Origin of the sequence: Streptomyces sp. NPDC020845 (assembly GCF_044334165.1) — a bacterium.
GTDB lineage: Bacteria > Actinomycetota > Actinomycetes > Streptomycetales > Streptomycetaceae > Streptomyces.
Genome location: NZ_JBIRSJ010000013.1, coordinates 139,474 through 159,846 on the forward strand (window position 1 = coordinate 139,474; position 20,373 = coordinate 159,846).

The following is a 20,373-nucleotide window of genomic DNA, read 5'->3' on the forward strand; positions in this document are numbered from 1 at the left end:
GGCCCCAGATCTTCACACGGAGGCGTCTTCCCGGGCGGCGGTCGTCCGCTCCGGTGCGGCGCTCGGGCCCGCCGCGTGGACCCCGCGGTACCAGCGCCCCCACGCGTCCAGCAGACCGGCGATGTCGTCCAGGCTGCGCCCCACCTCGGTGAGCGAATACTCGACCTTCGGGGGGACCTCGCGATACACGGTACGGGTGACCAGCCCGTCGGCTTCCAATTCCCGTAGCTGGCGGGTGAGCATGCGCTGGGTGATTCGCGGCAACGCGCGCCTCAGTTCCCCGAAACGCTGCGTTCCGCTCAGCAGCTGCTTGAGAATGGCCAGTTTCCAGCGGCCGCCCAGAACTTCCATCGCGATCTCGATGGAGCAATAGTCCGGTGAATCGGTGATGTCGTCTCGCATCGCCCTGCCGCCTTCTCACCTCGGATGGTATACATCGTGATACTAGGGCACATCATTGACCGTACTTGTGTCTGGGAGCAGTACGCCACGATAGTGCGGATATGACGAACAGTGAAGCGTCCGTCCACGCCCTGCGGGAGACCGAACAGCCGCCCTTGCCGAGCCGGATTCGGTGGCTTGTTCTGGCGGTCCTCTCCACCAGTTTGCTGCTGTGCGGAATCGACCTGACGGTGCTCCACGTGGCGGTGCCCAGCATGAGCCAGGACCTCCGGCCGAGCGCTGTGGAACTGCTCTGGATCGTCGACATCTACTCGCTGACCCTGGCTTCCCTGCTGGTCACCTGCGGCACGCTCGGCGATCGCATCGGGCGCAAGCGCATGGTGCTGAGCGGCTTCGCCCTGTTCGGCCTGGCCTCGGCCGGCGCGGCCCTGTCGGGTTCGACTCCCCAGCTGATCGCCGCGCGGGTCGCCCTCGGTATCGGCGCCGCGATGATCATGGCGTCCACGGTGGCCATCATCAGGGTGGTCTTCACCGACGCCCGCGAGCGGGCCATCGCCATCGGGATCTGGACCTCCGCCCACAGCGTGGGCGCGACGCTCGGGCCGCTGGTCGGTGGGCTGGTCACCGAACAGTGGGGGTGGGGCGCGGTGTTCCTGATCAACGTCCCCATCGTCGTGGTCATTCTCGCCGTGGGAGCCCGGGTCATCCCGGAATCCAAGAACCCCACCCCGCGCCGTTGGGATCTGGCCAGCGTCGCGCTGTCCATCGTCGGACTGGGGTGCGTCGTCTACGCGCTCAAGCAGGCGGGAGAGACCCTGGAGGTCAACGGCGTCATGCTCACCGCCGCCCTCGGCGGAACGCTGCTGCTCTTCGTCTTCGTCCGGCGGCAGCGCCGGCTGGCCGAGCCGCTGCTGGACTTCTCGCTCTTCGCCGACCGCCGCTTCTCCACCGCCACCATCTGCGTCATCGGCTGCTTCGGCAGCTATGTGGCCCTGCTGTTCTTCCTCACCCAGTGGTTCCAGCAGGTGGGCGACTACTCCCCGGTGCGGGCAGGGCTGGCCCTGATGCCCCTGGCGGCCGCCAACGCCGTCGGTGCCACGACCGCTCCCTGGGTGTCGGCACGGTGGGGAAACCGCTGGGCGTTGACCGGAGCCCTTGCCCTGTTCTCCGCCGCCCTCGGCTATCTGGCCGTGGTCAGCGACACCTCGCAGTTCGCCCCGCTGGTGGCCCCGCTGCTGGTGGCCGGATACGGGGCCGGGGTGGTGATGACGCTCGGCGCGGACTCCATCATGGGCGCGGCCCAGCCGGAGCGTTCGGGCGAGGCCGCCGCGATCCAGGAAACCTCCTTCGAACTCGGGGCGGGCCTGGGCGTGGCGGTGCTGGGCACCGTGCTGACCGCCGTCTACCGGACGGACCTGCCCAGCGTCCCGGGGCTGACCTCCGATCAGCGGGAAGCAGCCGAGGAGACCTTCGCCGAGGCGGAGGACGTGATGCACACGCTCGACGCGGACACCGCGCACCGCCTGCTCGACGCCGCACAGCAGTCCTACGACCGCGGATTCACCGCGGTGACCGCCATCGCCTCGGTCGGGGTACTGATCACCGCCCTGCTGGCCGCCGTCCTCCTGCGCTCGCGGCGTCCGGGCGCAGCGGACCTTTAGCGGGTGGCGAAGGCGACGTGCGGCTGCCGTCCATTGCACGGTAGGTCAAGCGCTGTGCGCTGGGTATCAATGACATTCCGGCCCTCTGGTGACAAAGTTGCCGCTTACCTGCGCCCCGGTATGCGGCTCGGAAAGGCGGCACGGGGAAATCATTGAGGCAAGGAGGCCAGGGTAGTGACTGCCCCGAAGCAGGTCCATTACGACTTCAATGCCGCGGATGCGCTGAGCAAAGCGCTTAGCCTGGCGTACGACAAAATAACAGCGTTCGCAGAGCTGCGCGCAGGGCAACGCACGGCGCAGTTCAATCAGTTCGGCAGGGAATGGCGAGGCGGGAAGCGTCAGCAGTTCGAGTCCGAGTTCAATGCCCAGCAAGCGGCATTGGGCCGGCTCGCCCAGGAAGTACTCGGCATCAAAGGCAAGGTCGACCACGCGACCTCGCAGGCGGAAAAGGCCCGTGCGGCCCTCCTTAAGAATCCCGAAGGAAACTGAGCGCATGGGCGAAGCAGCTGCGGTTCCGCAAAATCTCTATAACTATGCTGATAAGGCGACCGGTGCCGCTCGGGATCTGAAGGGGTGGATTACCGGTGTGTTGTCTCCGGCGATCTCGTCCTACCAGGCAGGCGCGAAGGACTTCGGAAACGACATCAGCAATCTGACCGTCGCGCGGTGGGGACCGAGCGGAGGCGCGGTGGACGGTGAGGCGCTCAATAACCTGGGAACGATTGCCGCCACCGATGCCGAGGTCAAGGCTGTTGGCAAGGCGTTCGAAGTGGCGGGGGGCGGCGGCGGGGCGCAAGTATTCAACCAGGGCTTGCTGCCTTCACGTGGGTACGTCGTCACGACGGATGACAGAATCAACCAGACGCGTGAGTTGGCCGACGTATACGATAAGTACTTCGGTGCGATACCTCCCATGTCGTCGCAGACAACGACATGGGTCCGCCCGTTGGGCGGCAATCATGGGGTCATCCTCGGCCGGTTCTTCATCCCGTACGAAACGGGGGCATTCGGCGTTCTGGAGGGTGACAAACGCTCATTCTCGGCTAATGTGAACGCTCCGTACCGTATAGCCTTCGCATGGGATACGGCCACCGGGAAGATCACCTATACCGTCACCCCGTCGACGGAGATCATACCGGGCCACATGGTGGGAAAGCAGTATATACCGCCCTCGACGAAAACGATTCCGGCAAAAGATATCGATGATGGCTTCTGGAAGAACAAGGTCAAGGTTTACCTGGACAACAACGGCTCTCTCCAGGTGAGATACAAGGGCATCAACAGTAAAATGCCCGTTTTTGCCGTGAACGGGGACATCGGAATCAAGTTGAACGATTCGGGCGGCTCCCAGGTCAAGCTCGAGGGTGATGCGTACCCGAACTTCGAGCTGCTTCAGTATCGTGCGGGCCACCCGCCCCAGTTCCTGGCGCAGTCGAAAACCCGGGAGAACGCGGGGAATGCCATCGAGCCCGGCCTGAACTCGACACCTCATTGGCCGGCTGGTCAACGGCAAGAGGCGTGGGACAACGGGAAACGCGTACCGTTCGACGGTTCTCCTGTTGAGACTCCGAATACGCATATCTGGAGGGAGCCGGGGCCGCCCCCGCAGCGAACGGTTTCGTAAGCGTAGTGGCGGCCAAGAGGACGTCTCGATTGGTGCGCGCTCCTGGGGCCATGGGCTGTGGGTCCTGGTCCGCTGACCTGCCATGATCACCTCGACGTGTTCGATGGTGGGAGGCAAGGGATGGCGGTACCGCTGCCTGGTGGGCTGGCTACGCCGGCGCTCGTGGTCGATCCGGATGTGCTGGACAGAAACATCTCGCGGATGGCCGAGGCTTCGCGGGCCCAAGGGTTCGCCCTGCGTCCGCACGCCAAGAGCCACAAGTGCGCACAGATCGCCGACCGTCAGCTTCGGTCCGGCGCGCGTGGGCTGTCGGTGGCCACGATCGGCGAGGCCGAGGCATTCGCGCAGGTCGGTGTGGACGACCTGTTCATCGCTTACCCCGTGTGGCTCGATGCCGACAAGGCGCAGCGGCTGCGCCGGTTGGCGGACGACGTTGCCCTGAGTGTGGGCGTCGAGTCAGTCGAAGGCGCGCAGCGGCTGGGAAACGCCGTGCGCGGCAGCGCCCGGACGGTCGAGGTGCTCATCGAGGTTGACAGCGGGAGCCATCGCACCGGAGTGCAGCCTCATGCTGCTGGTGAGGTCGGTAAGGCAGCCGCCGACGCGGGACTGAATGTTGTCGGCGTATTCACGTTCCCAGGACACGGCTACGGTCACGACGCACGGGCACGCGAGCGCGCCGCCCGGGACGAGGAGCGCACGCTGGGCGAGGCCGCGCAGGCGCTGCGAGACCTTGGGCTCGGCGTCCGCGTGGTCAGTGGCGGATCGACTCCGACGGTGGGGCAGTGGCAGCCGGGCGCGGTGAACGAATTGCGGCCCGGTGTCTACGTCTTCAATGACGCCACCCAGCTGGCCATCGGCACCTGTGGGGTGGAGGATCTCGCGCTGACCGCCGTGGCAACGGTGATCAGCGTTCCCGCCCCGGACCGCTTTGTGCTTGATGTCGGCAGCAAGGTCCTCGGCTCGGACCGGTCGTCTTGGGTGACTGGCCACGGCTACTTGCCCCAGTTCCCGCAGGCAACCATCACCGGGTTGTGGGAGCACCACGCCGTTGTCCGGCTTCCGCGAGGGACGCGGGGACCGCGCCTGGGGTCGTTGGTCGCTGTCGTCCCCAACCACGTATGCACGCCGGTGAATCTCGCGAATGAGCTACTGGTCGTCCGAGAGCGCGAGGTGATCGACCGCTGGGACGTAACGGCACGAGGTGCCAATACCTGAGCATCACCTCAGGCGGAGAGGCGGTGGCAAGGTCGCTGCCGCGTGTCGGCCGAACAGGCCCTACCGCGGGTCGCCCGCTCTTTGAGGCGCGGCCGGTGTCTGGATCGCGGAGGCGAGGAGCGCCAGTTTGTCGGCGCTGTCGCTGCCGGGGTCCGGGTGGAAGACGATGAGCGTCTGGCCTGCCGCACCGCCGATGCCCAGCCGCTCCTGGTTCAGCCGCAGGCGACCAACCTGGGGGTGGTCGATGCACTTGGTCGTGCCTTCGCACACCACCACGTCATGGCGGGCCCAGAGACGGCTGAAGCGGGGGCTGGCGAGGGAGAGCTCACCGACGAGCTCGATGAAGCGGGGGTCGTCCGTGTCGGTCCCGACAGCCTCGCGGAAACCGGCGACCATGCCCACGATGGCGTTCTCCCAGTCCGGGTAGAGGGCCCGCTCGGCCGGGTCGAGGAACGCGTCCAGCAGGCGGTTGCCGCCCACCGTGAGGCGCGGTGATATGGCAGTCGCCAAGGCGTTGGCGGCGAGCACATCGAAGTAGCGGCCCTCGACGTACGAGGGCAGCGGGAGCGCCGCCACGAACTTGGCGATGCCCGGCGGGACGGTCTCCTTCCGGCGCGGGCGTCGGCGCCGCTGCCGTCGGGGTTTGGCGGCGCCAAGGCGCAGCAGGTACGCCGTCGCGTCGTCGTCGAGCCGCAGCACGCGCGCAAGAGACTCCAGGACCTGTACGGAGGGGTTGCGGTCGCGGCCCTGCTCCAGCCGCAGGTAGTAGTCGGCGCTGATCCCGGCCAGCATCGCCACCTCCTCCCGGCGCAGGCCCGGCACGCGCCGTACCCCCACCACGGGGATACCGACCTGTTCAGGAGTGACGAGCTCACGGCGGGCGCGTACGTAATCGCCCAACAGGTTCGGTTCGTCGGTCATCTCGCCACCGTAATGCGCACCGCGTGCGTGTGCCTGGTCCTGTCACCCCCAGGATCGCCGGGGCTCTGGCTCGGCCGGGGCCCGGTCGGCAGCGTGGTCAGCCGACAGCGGCAACAGCAAGGAGCGGAAACCATGGCGACATATCTGCTGGTACACGGTGCCTGGCACAGCGGACAATGCTGGGAGCGGGTGGTCCCGCTGCTCACGTCGGCCGGACACCGCGTGGTCGCGCCGACCCTGACCGGCTACGGCGACAAAGCGCATCTGCTCAGCCCCGAGGTGGGGCTCGACACGCACGTCGACGACATCGTCAGGCTGATCACCGAGGAGGCCATGACTGAGGTGATCCTCGTGGGCCACAGCTACGCCGGGCTGGTCATCTCGTCTGCGGCCAACCAAATCCCGCACCGCATCGCGCATTTGGTCTACCTCGACGCCATGGTCCCCGAGGACGGCGAGACCGCGGTCGATGTCCTCCCCGTCGCCCAGGCCCAGATCGACCGCGCTCTCCAGTCCGAGAGCGGCTGGCGGGTCCCGCCGCTCCCTGAGTTTCCGCCTCCCATGGGGCTGTTCGGGGTCACCGACCCGGCGGATGTCGCCTGGCTGCGCACCATGCTGTCGGATCAGCCGGTGCGCTGCCTCCAGCAACCGGTCCGACTGGACAACCCGGCGGTGGACGCGATCCCCCGGACGCATATCCACTGTGTTGTCGGCGAGCCCGAAGGCATTACCCGGCGTCCGGTCCCCGCGATTCAGCCCAACGGCACCCCGGCGCAGGTGTGGGAGTTGGCGACCGGCCACGACTGCATGATCACCACGCCGGTCGAGCTCGCCGATCTCTTGCTGAAGCTCGGCTACTGAGGTTTTCGGTTCGGGTTGACTGCTGTGTGCTGCTGTGTGCTGCTGTGTGCGCGGGTGGCTTCGCTTCGCTACGCCTGGGCCTGTGCGCCGTCTCGCGGCATTCGGTTCGGGCGGGTGCGGGTTTCGTCTCGGACCCTCCGGGTCCAAAGCGCCAGCAGGAGGGGGGAAGGGGGGCGGCTGGTCCGTTGTCCTGGTTCCTTGGCCCGGTGGGTGGTTGAGCTCAAAGAGGCTCCGCTGCGCTCCGCCGCAGCTGCTGCCGCGCGGTGGCCGATGGAGGGGAGCGGCGGTGCGCTGGTCCGGGGCCTGGGAGCGCGATGAACGGGCCAGCGCCGCTGGACGGCATGGTCCGATTGCCGCGTGCGGGCATCGTCTCGCGCCTTCGGCGCACAGCGGCCAGCAGCGGGAAAGGGGAGGGGCGGGCCGGAGGCGTCGTCGCCGTCCAGCCCAAGGGGTCGTCACGGGCTCGCGAGCGGGGGGATGGTCGCCCGAAGCGGTGGACCCCGGTCCGATTGGGCTCTCCCCCCCACCTGCTCTCAAAAAAACACTTGATCTGCATCAAGTACTGCATCAAACGTTTTTCTGAGAGCAGGTGGGGGGAGAGCCGACCGCTGGTCTGATCGGTCGGCCACCGCGCGGCAGCAGCTGCGGCGGAGCGCAGCGGAGTTTCTTTGAGCTCAGCCGCCCGCCGGGCCCAGGAATCGGGGCACCGGGTCGGCCGCCCCCTTCCCCCTTCTCGCTGGCGCTTTGGACCCGGAGGGTCCGAGACGAAAGCCGCACTCGCGCGAGCCGAATGCCGCGAGATGGCGCACAGGCGCGGGCGAAGCGAAGCGCAGCCCACCCCGCTTACCGGTAGCGGGCGGCGAAGGCGAGGAAGTCCGCCCACGCGTCGGCGGGTATGTGGAGGTTCGGCCCGTCCGGGATCTTCGAGTCCCGGACGTGGACGGTGGCGGGAGTGGTGGCGACCTCGACGCACTGGCCGCCGCTCGAGTCGCTTTAGCTGCTCTTGAACCATGCGAGTCTGCTCATAGCTCACCCCTCAACTGCTCGATGATGCTTACGGATTCATCCGGCCCGAGGGCCTGGGACCTGATCATGGCATAGCGCCGGGCGAGGACACCTACCTCGTCCGGCTTGGACAACAGGATGCTCCTGCCGTTGCTCTCCATGTAGGCAATGGACGTCTCGTCGGGCGTCTCCAGCAGCGTCATCGGTCCTGGCAGGCCCGCGTGTCCCGCTTGGCTCATCGGCATGACCTGGATGACGACGTTGGGCCGCGCCGCGCACTCGATGAGGTACGCGTACTGCGGGCCCATGACCTCTGGGCCACCGATCAGTCGGCGCAGCGCCGCCTCTTCGAGGATGACGTTGACGGGAGCGGGTGGTCGGGAAGACCGTCTGGGCTCGGGTCCGTCTCTAAGTCCTACGCGGCTCCTCGAAGGCCCCCAGCCGGTGCGCGATGGCCGCGGCCTCCCCCCGGCCTGAAGCGCCCAGCTTCGTCAGGATGTTGGAGACATGCACGCTCGCTGTCTTCGGTGAGATGAACAGCTCCTCCGCGATCTGCCGGTTGCTCCGCCCGGCGGCGACCAGCCGCAGCACGTCCCGCTCCCGGGCGGTCAGGCCCAGCGCCGCCGCCGGCGTCGGGGGCGGGGCCGTCTCCCCGTCGGCCTGCCGCAGCGGGATCCGGGCGCGGCCGGCCAGCGTGGTGATCTCCGTCTCCAGTGGCGCCGCGCCCAGCTCGCGCGCTACCGCCTCGGCCTGCCGCAGCAGCTCACCGGCGGCGGCGCGGGACCCGTCGCCGCCCTGGGCGATCAGGGCGTGCGCGAGCCGCAACCGGGCGGTGGCCAACAGCGGCGGGGCCTCCAGTTGTTCGGCGGCGGCGACCGCCTCCGTCCAGCGGACGGTGGCGTCCCGGCCCTCGGTGGTGAGCAGCTCGGCCTGGATCATCAGGGCCTGCGCGGCCCACAGCGGTGCGAATTCGGGCTGGCCTTCCATCGCCTTGCGGATCCGCTCCACCGCCGCCTTGCGCCCCGGCTCGGCCACCGCGAGTGCACGGGCCCGCGCCTCCGCCGCCGCGGCCTCGTACAACAGCGGCCAGCCGTAGCGGTGATGGCCGGGCGGGATGGCCTCGCCGACCGCCGCATCCAGCAGGGAGCGGGCGTCGAGGATCCGGCCGTCGGCGGCCGCCAGCGCGATGGCCACGCGGCCCATGGCCAGGGTGTGCTGCGGCTCCGGGTAGGGGCCGGTGGTGCTGCTTTCGGACTCCTCCATCCGACGCCGAGCCTCGTCGTACGCGCCCCGGGCCAGGGCGAGTTCGGCCCTCCGCTCGGCGATCAGCGCCCGGATACGGACGCTCACCCCGCGGCGGCCGAGGCCCCGCTCGAGCGCTTCGTCGGCGTCGGCCCAGCGGCCGAGCTGAATGAGGGATTCGGCGAGGTTGCCGTCGATGTACGAGGCGGTGTCCGGCAACCCGTGCCGATCGGCGAGCCCGCTGCCCCGCTCGGCGGTCTCGACGGCCTCGGCGTAGCGGCCAAGGCCGTGCAGCGCCGTGGACAGGTTGCCGTAGCCGCGCAGCAGGACGTTGGCGTTGCCCGGCTCCAGATCCCGGGCGAGCACGGCGCGGGCCTGCTCGAGCCCGGCCTCGACGTCGCCCGAGTGGATGGTGAGCCAGGCCAGGGTGAGCTGCGCGGTAAGGCCGGTGATCTCTGCGCCCGTCACCCGACAGAGCTCCACCGCCTGCTGCGCGGTCTCCATCACCGTCGTCGTCGGCTGGTGCACGGCGTACCAGTGCGCCGCCTGCGTCAGCGCTTTGGCGTGGACGAAGGAAGGCGGCTGGTCCCGCATCAGTTTCCGGGCGTGGCTGATCTCGTCCCAGCCGTCGGAACGGGAGAGGTCGCGCACCAGCTGGTAGCGCTCGAGCCAGAACCAGGCCGCTCGCAGAGGCTCACCCTCCAGCTTGCGCAGCGCCCGCTTGCAGATGGCGAGCGCTCGCTCCTGCTCTCCCGCGAGGCGCGCGGCGATGGTGATCGCGGCGAGCAGGTCCAGGAAGTCCCCAGGCGCGTCTGAGGAGATGGCCATGTACAGGCCGTCCTCGGCGCCTTGCCGCATCGTCCGGCGGCGCAGCTCCTCGGGGGTGTCGTCCCACAGTTCCAGCGCCCGCTCCAGCAGATGGTGCTGCTCGGCGAACGCGTGCCGGCCGCGGGCGGCGGCCGCCGCGGCGATCACGGCGGGCAGCGCCTTGGCGGGGTCGCGGGCGTCGAACCAGTAGCCGGCCAGCCGCCCGGCCCGCTCCTCGGACCGTACGAGCGTGGGGTCGACCTCCAGCGCCTCGGCGTAGCGGCGGCTGAGCCGGGAGCGCTCGCTGGGCAGCAGGTCGCCGGCGACGGCCTCGCGCATCAGGGCGTGCCGGAAACGGAAGGACTCGCCCTCGTCGGAGGGGAGCAGGACGGCGGCGCCGACAGCGGTACGCAGGGTCTCGATCAGTTCGTCCTCGGCGAGGCGCGTGACGGTGGCCAGCAGCCGGAATTCCACCTCGGAGCCGCCCTCGGCGGCGATCCGCACCACGCGCTGCACCTCGTCCGGCAGCGCCTCGACCCGGACCAGCAAGAGGTCGCGAAGGGAGTCGCTGATGCCGCCCGGTGAGCCTTCGAGGATGCTGCAGGCCAGCTCCTCGACGAAGAACGCGTTGCCCTCGGAGCGTTCGAAGATCTGGTCCAGTACCCGCTCAGGCGGGGCCTCGCCGCGGATGGCGGCGAGCTGGCTGCGGACCTCGGTGCGCTCGAAGCGGGGCAGTTCGAGGCGGGTGACGGTGCGCAGCCGCTCGTACTCGGCGAGGGCGGGGCGCAGCGGGTGGCGGCGGTGCAGGTCGTCGGCGCGGTAGGTGGCGACGATGAGCAGGCGGCTGTGGGTGAGGGCGCGCAGCAGATAGCTGAGCAGCTCGCGGGTGGAACGGTCGGCCCAGTGCAGGTCCTCCAGGGCCAGCACGAGGGTCCGGTCCGCGGCGAGGTGCTCGAGGAGGCGGACGGTGAGCTCGAAGAGCCGGGCACGGCCCTCGGTTTCGGGGCGTCCCCGGTCCATCTCGCCGAGTTCGGGCAGCAGCCGGGCGAGCTCGCCTTCCTGGCCGGCGATGGCAGCGTCAAGCTCCGCGCCGAGCCGGCGGCGCAGGGAGCGCAGGGCGGTCGAGACGGGGTGGTAGGGCAGGGCGTCGGCGCCGGTTTCCACGCAGCCGCCCAGGGCGACGACGGCCCCGTCCGCGACGGCCCGGCCGAGGAATTCCTGCATCAGCCGGGTCTTGCCGACGCCGGCCTCACCGCCCACGAAGAGGGCACGGGGCTCCCCGGCGTCCGCCCGGGACAGGGCCTCGTCGAGAGCGGTGAGCTCGGCGCTGCGGCCTACGAAGACAGGGCTTATGTGACTGCTGTGCACGGTGCCGAGCATCGCATGTCGTACGAGGTGAGGGACAGCGGTCTCGGCGTCGGCGGGGGCCGCCGCGGCCGGGTGCCCGGCCACGCGATGCCCTTGCTCCGTCACAGGGCGCGGGGTCAGCGGCGGACGTTTCACGCGCGTCGTGAGCGTAGGAAGTAGTGCTTGCGGCTGTCGGCGCCAGAAGTGCTGTCGGAAGTGCGGTCGGCGGTGGTACGGACCGCCCTCGCGTCCCGCTCGGCCTCGCGGACCAGGCGGCGCCGCGCGGCGCGGGCCAGGATGGCGGCCTGGCGGGCGGCCTGGAACTCGTGGTGCAACATGACGGTCTCCTTGGACGAGCTGGTCTCTTGCTGTGCTTCCAGCGTCGTGTCCAAGGTGGGGGCGCCACATGGGGAGGCTTGCGGATCTTGCCGCGCAGGGGGTGCCTTAGGTCTGGGGTAAGGGCACCTTAGGAGTTCCAAGCATGGGCGTGGTGGTCAGCTCGGGGCCGGGGTGGGCGTGTTGTCGGCCTTGACGTCGAAGTTGATTTTGTTGCCGTCGACGCCGGTCACCGTGACCGTGACGCCCAGGGTGCTGCCGTCGTCCGCGGTGAGCTTGCACCGGGTGGTCGTGTCGACCTTGCCCTCGAGGGACTCGGGGCAGGTGATGTTCGGCTTTGCCTGGCCCGTTGTGGCGGCGAGCTTTTCGGCGACCGTGGTGGCGAGCTTGTCCGCGGACAGTTTCGGCGTGGACTTTTCGACCGTGACCTCGGCCGAGCAGCCGACGAGCAGCGCGCCCGCGGCTACGGCCGTGAGGAGCGATGTTGTTGCGGACAACCGGATGAGGGGCATGGTGGAACTCCGGTCTGGGTGATCATGACAAGAAGACACAGGAAGCATAGTCGGCGGCGTGCCCCGGGCATGTTGAGGGGCAGGTGAGAAGGTGAGCACAGTGACCTGGGAGGAGCGGGGACAGTCTTGAAGATCCTCATCAGCGCCGACATGGAAGGCGCCACGGGCGTGACCTGGCCCGCGGATGTGCTGCCCGGCACGCCGCAGTGGGAGCGCTGCCGCCGTCTGTTCACCTCCGATGTGAGCGCGGCCGTCACCGGCTTCTTCGACGGGGGCGCGGACGAGGTGCTGATCAACGAGGCGCACTGGACCATGCGCAATCTGCTGCTGGAGGAGCTGGACGAACGGGCCGTCATGCTCACGGGCAAGCACAAGAGCCTGAGCATGGTCGAGGGTGTGCAGCACGGCGATGTGGACGGGATCGCGTTCGTCGGCTATCACACCGGCGCGGGGACCGAGGGCGTGCTCGCGCACACCTATCTCGCCAACTCCATCACCGGTGTGTGGGTGGACGGCGTGCCCGCGAGCGAGGGGCGGCTCAACTCGCTGGTCGTCGCCGAGTACGGGGTGCCCGTGGTGCTGGTCACCGGGGACGACCGGACGTGCGAGGACGCCAAGGGGTACGCGCCCGGGGCGCGGTCGGTCGCGGTGAAGGACTATGTGTCGCGGTACGCGGCGGTGTGCCGCACCCCGGCCCGTACGGCGGCGGACATCCGGGCGGCGGCCCGGGAGGCGACGCCGCTGGCGGTGCGTCATGAGCCGGTGCAGGCCGGGCCCTTCACCGTGGAGCTGGAGTTCGACGCGGAACACCTGGTGGGCGCGGCCACCGTCGTACCGGGGGTGGAGCGCAGCGGGGTGCGGCGGGTGGCGTACACCTCACCGACCATGTACGAGGGCATCCGCTGCTTCAAGGCGGTCACCACGCTCGTATCGGCCGCGGTGGAGGAGCAGTATGGGTGAGCTGGAGCCGGCCGAGGTGATAGATGCGCGGGCGCTGGAGGAGGTGGTGCGGTTCACCTCCGAGCTGATCCGTATCGACACCACCAACCGCGGCGGCGGCGACTGCGCCGAGCGCCCCGCCGCCGAATACGTCGCGGAGCGGCTGGGCGAGGTGGACATCGACACCACCTTGCTGGAGCGGGACCCGGGGCGTACGAACGTCGTCGCGCGGATCGCGGGCACCGACCCGTCCGCCCCCGCGCTGCTGGTCCACGGCCATCTGGACGTGGTGCCCGCCGAGCCCGCCGACTGGAGCGTGCACCCCTTCTCGGGGGACGTGTGTGACGGCGTGGTGTGGGGCCGGGGTGCCATCGACATGAAGAACATGGACGCGATGGTGCTCGCCGCCGTCCGCGCCTGGGCCCGCGCGGGGGTGCGGCCGCGCCGCGACATCGTGCTGGCCTTCACCGCGGACGAGGAGGACAGCGCGGAGGCGGGTTCCGGCTTTCTCGCCGATGAGCACGCCGAGCTGTTCGAGGGCTGTACGGAGGGCATCAGCGAATCGGGCGCCTTCACCTTCCACGCGGGAAACGGGATACGGCTGTACCCCATCGCGGCGGGGGAGCGCGGTACGGCCTGGCTGAAGCTCACCGCCCGGGGCACGGCCGGACACGGCTCGAAGGTCAACCGCGATAACGCGGTCAGCCGGCTGGCCGCCGCCGTGGCGCGGATCGGCGAACACCGCTGGCCGGTGCGGCTGACGCCGACCGTGAAGGCCGCGCTGACCGAGATCGCGGCGCTGCGCGGGGTCAAGGCCGAGGTGGCCGCGGCCGACTTCGAGGCAGACTTCGAGGCCGACTTCGACGTCGACGCGCTGCTGGCCGAGCTGGGGCCCGCCGCGGCCCTCATCGAGCCGACGGTCCGCAACAGCGCCAACCCGACGGTGATGGAGGCCGGTTACAAGGTCAACGTCATCCCCGGAAGCGCCACGGCGTATGTGGACGGCCGGATCGTGCCGGGCGGCGAAGAGGAGTTCCACACCACCTTGGACCGGCTGACCGGGCCGGACGTCGACTGGGAGTTCCACCACCGGTCGCCGGCCCTTCAGGCCCCGCCCGACAGCCCGGTCTTCGCGGCCATGCGGGCCGCGGTCGAACACTTCGACCCGGGTGGACACGCCGTGCCGTACTGCATGTCCGGCGGCACGGACGCCAAGCAGTTCTCCCGGCTCGGCATCGTCGGATACGGCTTCTCGCCGCTGCGGCTGCCCGAGGGCTTCGACTACCAGGCGCTCTACCACGCCGTGGACGAGCGGGTGCCGGTCGACGCGCTGCACTTCGGCGTCCGGGTGCTCGACCACTTCCTGCGGAGGGCCTGAGGGTGGGCGACGGCATGAACGACAAGTTAGGTGACCGGATGGGTGACGACACGGCGGCCACGACCCCCTACGGCGCTTGGCGGTCCCCGATCGACGCCGCGCTCGCCGCGTCGCACGGCGGCCGCCCGGAGTACGTGGGCACGGTCGGCGACGAGGTGTGGTGGACCGCGCCGCGCCCCGACGAGGGCGGCCGCCGCACGCTGATGCGGCTCCGGCCCGGTGGCGCGGAGATCAGCGCGCTGCCCGCGCCGTGGAATGTGCGCAGCAGGGTCATGGAGTACGGCGGGCTGCCGTGGGCCGCCGTGCCCCGCCCGGCGGGCGGCCCGCTCGTCGTCTTCGCGCACTTCGCGGACCAGCGGCTGTACGCGTACGAGCCGGACGACCCGACCGGCGCTCCGCCGCGCCCGCTGACCCCGGTCTCGGCCGTCGGCGGCGGGCTGCGCTGGGCGGATCTGCGGCTGCACGCCGACCGTGGCGAAGTGTGGGGCGTACTGGAGGAGTTCACCGGCGAGGGGCCGACCGACGTACGCCGTGTGATCGCCGCGGTGCCGCTGGACGGCTCGGCCGCCGACGACCGTACGGCGGTGCGCGAGCTCACCGACGTCCGCCACCGCTTCGTCACCGGGCCCCAGCTCTCCCCGGACGGGCGGCGGGTGGCCTGGATCGCCTGGGACCATCCGCAGATGCCGTGGGACGGCACGGTCGTGATGGTGGCGGAGGTGACGGAGGACGGCCGCTTCCAGGGCGTGCGCCCGGTGGTGGGGGAGACCGACGAGTCGGTGGTGCAGGTCGAATGGGCCGCCGATGGCACCCTGCTGTTCGTCTCCGACCTCAGCGGCTGGTGGCAGCTGCAGCGCATCGATCCCGACACGGCAGGCGACGGGGTCATCGCGAGCACCACGGTCGGACCCCACCGCCTGGAGGAGTTCGGCGGACCGCTGTGGACACTCGGCAGGCGCTGGTTCGCTTTGTTGTCCGGCGGGCTGATCGCCGTCGTGCACGGCCGGGGCGCCGCCCGGCTCGGCATCCTCGATCCGCGCAGCGGCGAGCTGGCCGACGCACCGGGCCACTGGACCGAGTGGGAGGCGACGCTCGCCGTGGCCGACAGCCGGGTGGTCGGTGTCGCCGCGAGCGCGCACAGCTCGTACGAGGTGGTCGAGCTGGACACCCGCACCGGCTACGCCCGAGTGATCGGCGCTGCGCACACCGACCCCGTCGACCCGGCCTACTACCCGCGGCCGGTGGAGCGCACCTTCGCCGGGCCGGACGGCCGGGAGGTCCACGCGCACATCTACCCCCCGCACAACCCCGGCCACACCGCGCCCGACGGCGAGGCGCCGCCGTATGTGGTGTGGGCGCACGGCGGCCCGACCGACCGCGCCCCGCTCGTACTCGACCTGGAGATCGCGTACTTCACCTCGCGCGGCATCGGCGTCGCCGAGGTCAACTACGGCGGCTCGACGGGCTACGGCCGCGCCTACCGGGACCGGCTGTGCGAGCAGTGGGGCGTGGTGGACGTCGAGGACTGCGCGGCCGTCGCCGAGGCGCTGGCCGAGGAGGGCAGCGCCGACCGGGCCCGGCTCGCCATCCGGGGCGGCAGCGCGGGCGGCTGGACCGCGGCGGCCTCGCTCGCCACCACCAAGCTGTACGCGTGCGGCACGGTCAAATACCCGGTCCTCGACCTCACGGACTGGACCGGCGAGGGAACGCACGACTTCGAATCGCGCTATACGGAGACGCTGATCGGTCCCCTCGCCGAGGTCCCCGACCGCTACCGCGACCGCTCGCCGGCCTACCGCGCCGACGGTGTCTCCGCGCCCTTCCTGCTGCTGCAGGGCCTGGACGACCGGGTCTGCCCGCCCGTGCAGTGCGAGCGCTTCCTGGCGGCGGTCGCCGGGCGCGGCGTCCCGCACGCGTATCTCACCTTCGAGGGCGAGGGGCACGGCTTCCGCCGGGCGGACACCATGATCCGCGCCGTGGAGGCCGAACTCGGCCTGTACGCAAGGACATTCGGCCTGACCCCGCCCGGCGTTCCGGCCCTGGAGCTGACTGACTGAACCGCGTAGCGTGAGCCGCGGCACTGCCCCTGTCACCCACCTGGAGGAGCGAGTTGACATCCCCAAGGGCGTCGCGCGTCGTCGGCCGCGATCCGCTGCCCGCCGCCGCGGCCGGAGCGTGGCCGCTCGGCGCGCCCGAGACCTGGCTGCTCAGCGTCTCCCGGTACGTCTCCGCCATGGACCAGGGCGCGCCCGGCAAGATCCTCGACGCCGAGGAGCGGGAGCGCGCCGCGAAGTTCGTACGGACGGAGGACCAGCAGCGGTACACGGCCGCGCATGTGGGCCTGCGGGAACTGCTTGGCGCCTACCTGGACATGGAGCCCGCGGCGGTGCCGTTCACCCGGGAGGACTGCCCTGGCTGTGGCGGGCCCCACGGCCGCCCCGCCGTGGTCGGCATGCCGCTGCACTTCAACATGTCGCACGCCGGCGATCTGGTGCTGTTCGCCTTCGCGGGCTCGCCGATCGGCGCCGATGTGGAGAGGGTGCAGCCCGTCTCCGTCGTGGACCAGGTCGCCCAGAGCCTGCACCCCACCGAGCGCGCCGAACTTGCCGCGCTCGCCGCCGTCGACCGCCCCGCTGCCTTCGCGCGCTGCTGGACGCGTAAGGAGGCGTATCTCAAGGGCATCGGCACGGGCCTGTCCCAGGACCCGGCGATCGCTTACGTCGGCACGGGCGAGCGGTCGGTGCCGGTCGGCCCCTGGACGCTGACCGACCTCCCCACCGACCACCTCGCGGCGGCCGCCGCCGACTCCGCCGCGGCGTCAGCCGCTGATGTCACAGTTGGGTACGCGGCGGCGTACGCGCTGCTGGAGCAGGCTTCCTAGGGTTTGCTGGACGGGCAGCGGCACGACCGGCTTAGATGTGCGGATGTCCGACACGCCGTACGTAGCCGTGGGACCCCGCGTGGCCATCCGCCACACCGAGCGGACCGACCGCGCGGAGTTCACCCGGCTCGCCCGCACCAGCGCCGCCCTCCACCACCCGTGGCTGACCGCGCCCTCCACCGACGAAGCCTTCGACATCTTCATGACGAAGCTGGAGCGGGACGACCACGAGGGGTTCCTGGTCTGCCTGCCCGAGACCGGCGCGATCACCGGTTTCATCAACATCAACAGCATCGTCCGCGGCGCCTTCCAGGGCGGCACCATCGGCTACGGGGCCTTCGCACCCCACGCCGGGCACGGCTATGTCTCCGAAGGGCTCGGGCTCGTACTGGGCTACGCCTTCGGGCCCCTCGCACTGCACCGCATCGAGGTCAACATCCAGCCCGGCAACGAGGCGTCGCTGGCGCTGGTGAAGCGGTACGGCTTCCGGCTTGAGGGCTTCTCGCCCGACTACCTCCACATCAACGGCGCGTGGCGTGACCACGAGCGCTACGCCATCACCAGCGACATGTTCGAAGCGCTGCGCTGACGCTCTGTTCAGGTCGGCCGCGCCGTTGTTCCATGGTCACCGGACGGTCGCCGCAGTCGGAGGCGACCCAAGGCAGTCGGAGTGAGGCAGCCCGTGGCCATGAGCCTGCGACGTACCACCCTGACCCTTCCCACCGCCCCGCTCGGGCCCGAGAACCCCCTGCCCGCGCTGCGGCTCCCGCGCGAGGTGCACCGCATCGACGAGCCCACGCGCGCCACACTGCCCGCCGACATGGCCCGCCAGGCCGCGTACGAGCCGCTGAGCTCGGTGCTGCCGGTGCGGCTGCGCGACGGCTACGGGCGCGGGCGGGCGCCCGCCGGGCTCGACGCCCTCGTCCTCGAGAACGACCGGCTGCGGGCCACCGTGCTGCCCGGCCTCGGCGGCCGGGTCCACTCCCTCCACCACAAGCCGACCGGCCGTGAACTCCTCTACCGCAACCCGGTGCTGCAGCCCGCCGACTTCGGCCTCAGCGGCGCCTGGTACTCCGGCGGCATCGAGTGGAACATCGGCGCCACCGGCCACACCACGCTGGCCTGCGCCCCGCTGCACGCGGCCCGCGTTCCCGCGCCCGACGGCGGCGAGATGGTGCGGCTGTGGGAGTGGGAGCGGCTGCGCGACCTGCCCTTCCAGGTGGACCTGTGGCTGCCCGAAGACTCCGACTTCCTGTACGTGGGGGTACGGATCCGCAACCCGCACCACCGGCCCGCGCCCGTCTACTGGTGGTCCAACATCGCCGTCCCGGAGGCGGCGGGCACCCGCGTTCTCGCCCCCGCCGACGGCGCCTGGCACTTCGGCTACAGCCGCACCCTGCGCCACGTCCCCGTGCCCGAGTGGGACGGCACCGACCGCACGTACCCGCTGCACGGCGACTACCCCGCCGACTACTTCTACGACCTGCCCGCCGACGTGCGCCCCTGGATCGCCTCGCTCGATCAGGAAGGCCACGGCCTTGTCCAGACCTCCACCGACCAGCTGCGCGGCCGCAAGCTCTTCCTGTGGGGCGCGGGGCCCGGCGGCCGGCGCTGGCAGCGGTGGCTGACCGAGCCCGGCACCCCGGGCTACGCCGAGATCCAGGCCGGGCTCGCCCGCACCCAGCTGGAGCACGTCCGGCTGGAGGCGGGGGAGGAGTTCGCCTGGCTGGAGGCGTACGGACCGCTGTCCACCGACCCGGCGGCGATCCACGGCGACAACTGGGCGGCGGCCCGGCGGGAGGTCGAGACCCGGCTCGAGTCCGCCGCGCCACGCGCCGCCGTGGCGGCGGCCTACGCCGCCTGGCGCCCGTACGCCGACGCCGAACCGGGGGAGCGGCTGGCCACCGGCTCCGGCTGGGGCGCGCTCGAGGTGGAGCGCGCCGGCTACCGGCTTCCCGGCACCCCCTTCCACCCGGACACCCTCGGCGAGTCCCAGGAACCGTGGCGCCGCCTGCTGCGCACCGGCGCGTTTCCGGCCTGGGCGGCGGGCGCACCCCCGGCCGACCCCGGCTGCTCCCTGACCGCCCCGGCCTGGCGCGATCTCCTGGAGTCGGCGCCCTCCACGGCCGCCGCCGAATACCACCTGGGCGTGGCCCAGTGGCACGCGGGCGACCGCGCCCAGGCCACCCGCAGCTGGGAGCGGTCACTGCGGTGTACGGAGACGCCGTGGGCGCTGCGCTGCCTGGCCGTCGCCGACACTGCTGCCGGTCACTCGGCGCGTGCCGCGGATCGGCTGCTGCGGGCGATGGACTTGATCCTCGCCGAGGACCGGGCTCCGGAGCTCGCGGGAGCCCTGGATGCGCGGGTGGCCGTCGGGCGCGCGCACGGCCGGGCGGCGCTCGCGGATCCGGCCGTAACGGATCCCGTCGCGACGGAGGCGGCCGAGGCCGCGCTCGCGCGCGAGGCGGTGGCCGCGCTGCTCGCGGTGGGGCGTGCCGAGGAGGCGCGTACGGTGCTGGACGGGCTGCGCCCCGCCGTCCGTGAGCGTGGCCGCTTCCGGCTGCTCATGGCCCAGGTGCTGCTGGCCCAGGGCGATGCCGTGGCCGCGCGGGCGATCTTCGACGAGGGCTTCGAGGTGGCGGATCTGCGCGAGGGCGACGAGACCCTCAGCGACACCTGGTACGCGATCGCGGAGCGGATCGTCGCGGGCGGCGGGGAGCCGGTGACCGACGGCGTACGGGAGCGGGCGCGCGCCGAGCACCCGCTCCCGGAGCGGTACGAGTTCCGGATGCGGCCCGCGTAACCGGGGCCGTCAGGCGGCCTGTCCCGGATTGCGGTCGACGTACTCGAAGACCGAGCCGTCGGGGTGACGGGCCACCAGGTTGCGGCCGATCGGGGTGGGCAGCGGACCGGCGATGATCTCCGCGCCCACCGCCTTCAGATCGGCCACCGCCTCGTCCACGTCCGTCACCGCGAGCGTCGCCGTGACCTTGCGGAGAATGGACAGCTCCGCCTCGGGACCGCTCATCAGGAAGAAGCAGCCGACGGCCGCCACCGCGACACCCCCGCGCTGGAAGCGCAGCGCCTCGGCGCCGGTCAGCCGTTCGTACACGGCGATCGCCGCGTCCAGATCATTGACGCACACCCGTAGCGAGGTCCCGAGAATGTCCATGCGCGCGAGCCTAGTTGACGAGGCGCCGGGCGTCACACGTGGCGTGAGCCCGCGCGCCGCGCGTGGTATC

The 20,373-nt window shown here is 70.9% G+C and carries 17 protein-coding genes and 2 pseudogenes; 11 read left to right on the forward strand and 8 right to left on the reverse strand.

Going from position 1 to position 20,373, the window contains the following annotated elements:
• Positions 1–12: 12 nt before the first annotated feature.
• Positions 13–402 (reverse strand): winged helix-turn-helix transcriptional regulator, encoded by a 390-nt coding sequence (locus tag ACH4U7_RS33085; RefSeq protein WP_398531454.1) that lies wholly within the window; start codon positions 400–402, stop codon positions 13–15.
• A gap of 101 nt (positions 403–503) precedes the next feature.
• Between ACH4U7_RS33085 and ACH4U7_RS33090 the strand changes: the two genes are divergently transcribed.
• The 4 genes from ACH4U7_RS33090 to ACH4U7_RS33105 all read left to right on the forward strand — a co-directional run bounded on the left by ACH4U7_RS33090 (position 504) and on the right by ACH4U7_RS33105 (position 4,902).
• Positions 504–2,063: an MFS transporter gene (locus ACH4U7_RS33090; RefSeq protein ID WP_398531455.1), complete on the forward strand. Its 1,560-nt coding sequence runs from the start codon at positions 504–506 to the stop codon at positions 2,061–2,063.
• 174 nt (positions 2,064–2,237) lie between these two features.
• A complete protein-coding gene (locus ACH4U7_RS33095; RefSeq protein ID WP_398531456.1) occupies positions 2,238–2,552 on the forward strand; it encodes a hypothetical protein in 315 nt (104 codons plus the stop codon).
• A 4-nt stretch (positions 2,553–2,556) separates the two neighbouring features.
• Positions 2,557–3,687, forward strand: a complete 1,131-nt coding sequence (locus ACH4U7_RS33100; RefSeq protein ID WP_398531457.1) for a hypothetical protein — start codon at positions 2,557–2,559, stop codon at positions 3,685–3,687.
• Between the two features lie 120 nt (positions 3,688–3,807).
• On the forward strand, positions 3,808–4,902 hold the full coding sequence (locus ACH4U7_RS33105; RefSeq protein WP_398531458.1) for an alanine racemase: 1,095 nt from the start codon (positions 3,808–3,810) through the stop codon (positions 4,900–4,902).
• A gap of 60 nt (positions 4,903–4,962) precedes the next feature.
• Here the strand turns inward: ACH4U7_RS33105 and ACH4U7_RS33110 are convergent, their stop codons facing one another.
• Positions 4,963–5,823, reverse strand: coding sequence for a helix-turn-helix domain-containing protein (locus ACH4U7_RS33110; protein WP_398531459.1), 861 nt, complete (start codon positions 5,821–5,823; stop codon positions 4,963–4,965).
• Positions 5,824–5,955: 132 nt separating this feature from the next.
• Between ACH4U7_RS33110 and ACH4U7_RS33115 the strand changes: the two genes are divergently transcribed.
• On the forward strand, positions 5,956–6,684 hold the full coding sequence (locus ACH4U7_RS33115) for an alpha/beta fold hydrolase (RefSeq protein ID WP_398531460.1): 729 nt from the start codon (positions 5,956–5,958) through the stop codon (positions 6,682–6,684).
• An 843-nt stretch (positions 6,685–7,527) separates the two neighbouring features.
• Here ACH4U7_RS33115 and ACH4U7_RS33120 read toward each other — a convergent pair.
• The 5 genes and pseudogenes from ACH4U7_RS33120 to ACH4U7_RS33140 form a co-directional block, all read right to left on the reverse strand.
• Positions 7,528–7,677, reverse strand: a pseudogene (locus ACH4U7_RS33120) (DUF397 domain-containing protein); the annotation flags it as partial.
• A 29-nt stretch (positions 7,678–7,706) separates the two neighbouring features.
• Positions 7,707–8,054, reverse strand: a pseudogene (locus tag ACH4U7_RS33125) (DUF5753 domain-containing protein); the annotation flags it as partial.
• Between the two features lie 43 nt (positions 8,055–8,097).
• Positions 8,098–11,118, reverse strand: coding sequence for an AAA family ATPase (locus ACH4U7_RS33130; protein ID WP_398531636.1), 3,021 nt, complete (start codon positions 11,116–11,118; stop codon positions 8,098–8,100).
• A gap of 119 nt (positions 11,119–11,237) precedes the next feature.
• A complete protein-coding gene (locus tag ACH4U7_RS33135; protein WP_398531461.1) occupies positions 11,238–11,423 on the reverse strand; it encodes a hypothetical protein in 186 nt (61 codons plus the stop codon).
• Between the two features lie 156 nt (positions 11,424–11,579).
• On the reverse strand, positions 11,580–11,933 hold the full coding sequence (locus ACH4U7_RS33140; protein ID WP_398531462.1) for a DUF4333 domain-containing protein: 354 nt from the start codon (positions 11,931–11,933) through the stop codon (positions 11,580–11,582).
• 126 nt (positions 11,934–12,059) lie between these two features.
• Here ACH4U7_RS33140 and ACH4U7_RS33145 point away from each other — a divergent pair, with 126 nt between their 5' ends.
• From ACH4U7_RS33145 to ACH4U7_RS33170, 6 genes are all read left to right on the forward strand, one after another.
• On the forward strand, positions 12,060–12,893 hold the full coding sequence (locus tag ACH4U7_RS33145) for a M55 family metallopeptidase (RefSeq protein ID WP_398531463.1): 834 nt from the start codon (positions 12,060–12,062) through the stop codon (positions 12,891–12,893).
• The gene (locus ACH4U7_RS33150) at positions 12,886–14,250 is read left to right on the forward strand and encodes a M20/M25/M40 family metallo-hydrolase (RefSeq protein ID WP_398531464.1); all 1,365 of its coding nucleotides are present in this window, start codon (positions 12,886–12,888) and stop codon (positions 14,248–14,250) included. Before ACH4U7_RS33145 ends, ACH4U7_RS33150 begins: the two co-directional genes overlap by 8 nt.
• Before the next feature lie 14 nt (positions 14,251–14,264).
• Positions 14,265–16,307 carry a prolyl oligopeptidase family serine peptidase gene (locus ACH4U7_RS33155; protein ID WP_398531465.1) on the forward strand — a complete coding sequence of 681 codons (2,043 nt, stop codon included), beginning with the start codon at positions 14,265–14,267 and terminating at the stop codon, positions 16,305–16,307.
• A 53-nt stretch (positions 16,308–16,360) separates the two neighbouring features.
• Entirely contained in the window at positions 16,361–17,131 is a 771-nt protein-coding gene (locus ACH4U7_RS33160) for a 4'-phosphopantetheinyl transferase family protein (RefSeq protein WP_398531466.1), read from the forward strand.
• A 43-nt stretch (positions 17,132–17,174) separates the two neighbouring features.
• Complete coding sequence (locus ACH4U7_RS33165; protein WP_398531467.1) at positions 17,175–17,720, forward strand: GNAT family N-acetyltransferase; 546 nt, start codon at positions 17,175–17,177, stop codon at positions 17,718–17,720.
• 93 nt (positions 17,721–17,813) lie between these two features.
• The gene (locus ACH4U7_RS33170; protein ID WP_398531468.1) at positions 17,814–19,934 is read left to right on the forward strand and encodes a DUF5107 domain-containing protein; all 2,121 of its coding nucleotides are present in this window, start codon (positions 17,814–17,816) and stop codon (positions 19,932–19,934) included.
• A gap of 9 nt (positions 19,935–19,943) precedes the next feature.
• On the opposite strand, the gene ACH4U7_RS33175 is transcribed toward ACH4U7_RS33170, so the two are convergent.
• Positions 19,944–20,303, reverse strand: coding sequence for a VOC family protein (locus tag ACH4U7_RS33175; RefSeq protein ID WP_089508994.1), 360 nt, complete (start codon positions 20,301–20,303; stop codon positions 19,944–19,946).
• Positions 20,304–20,373: the final 70 nt, after the last annotated feature.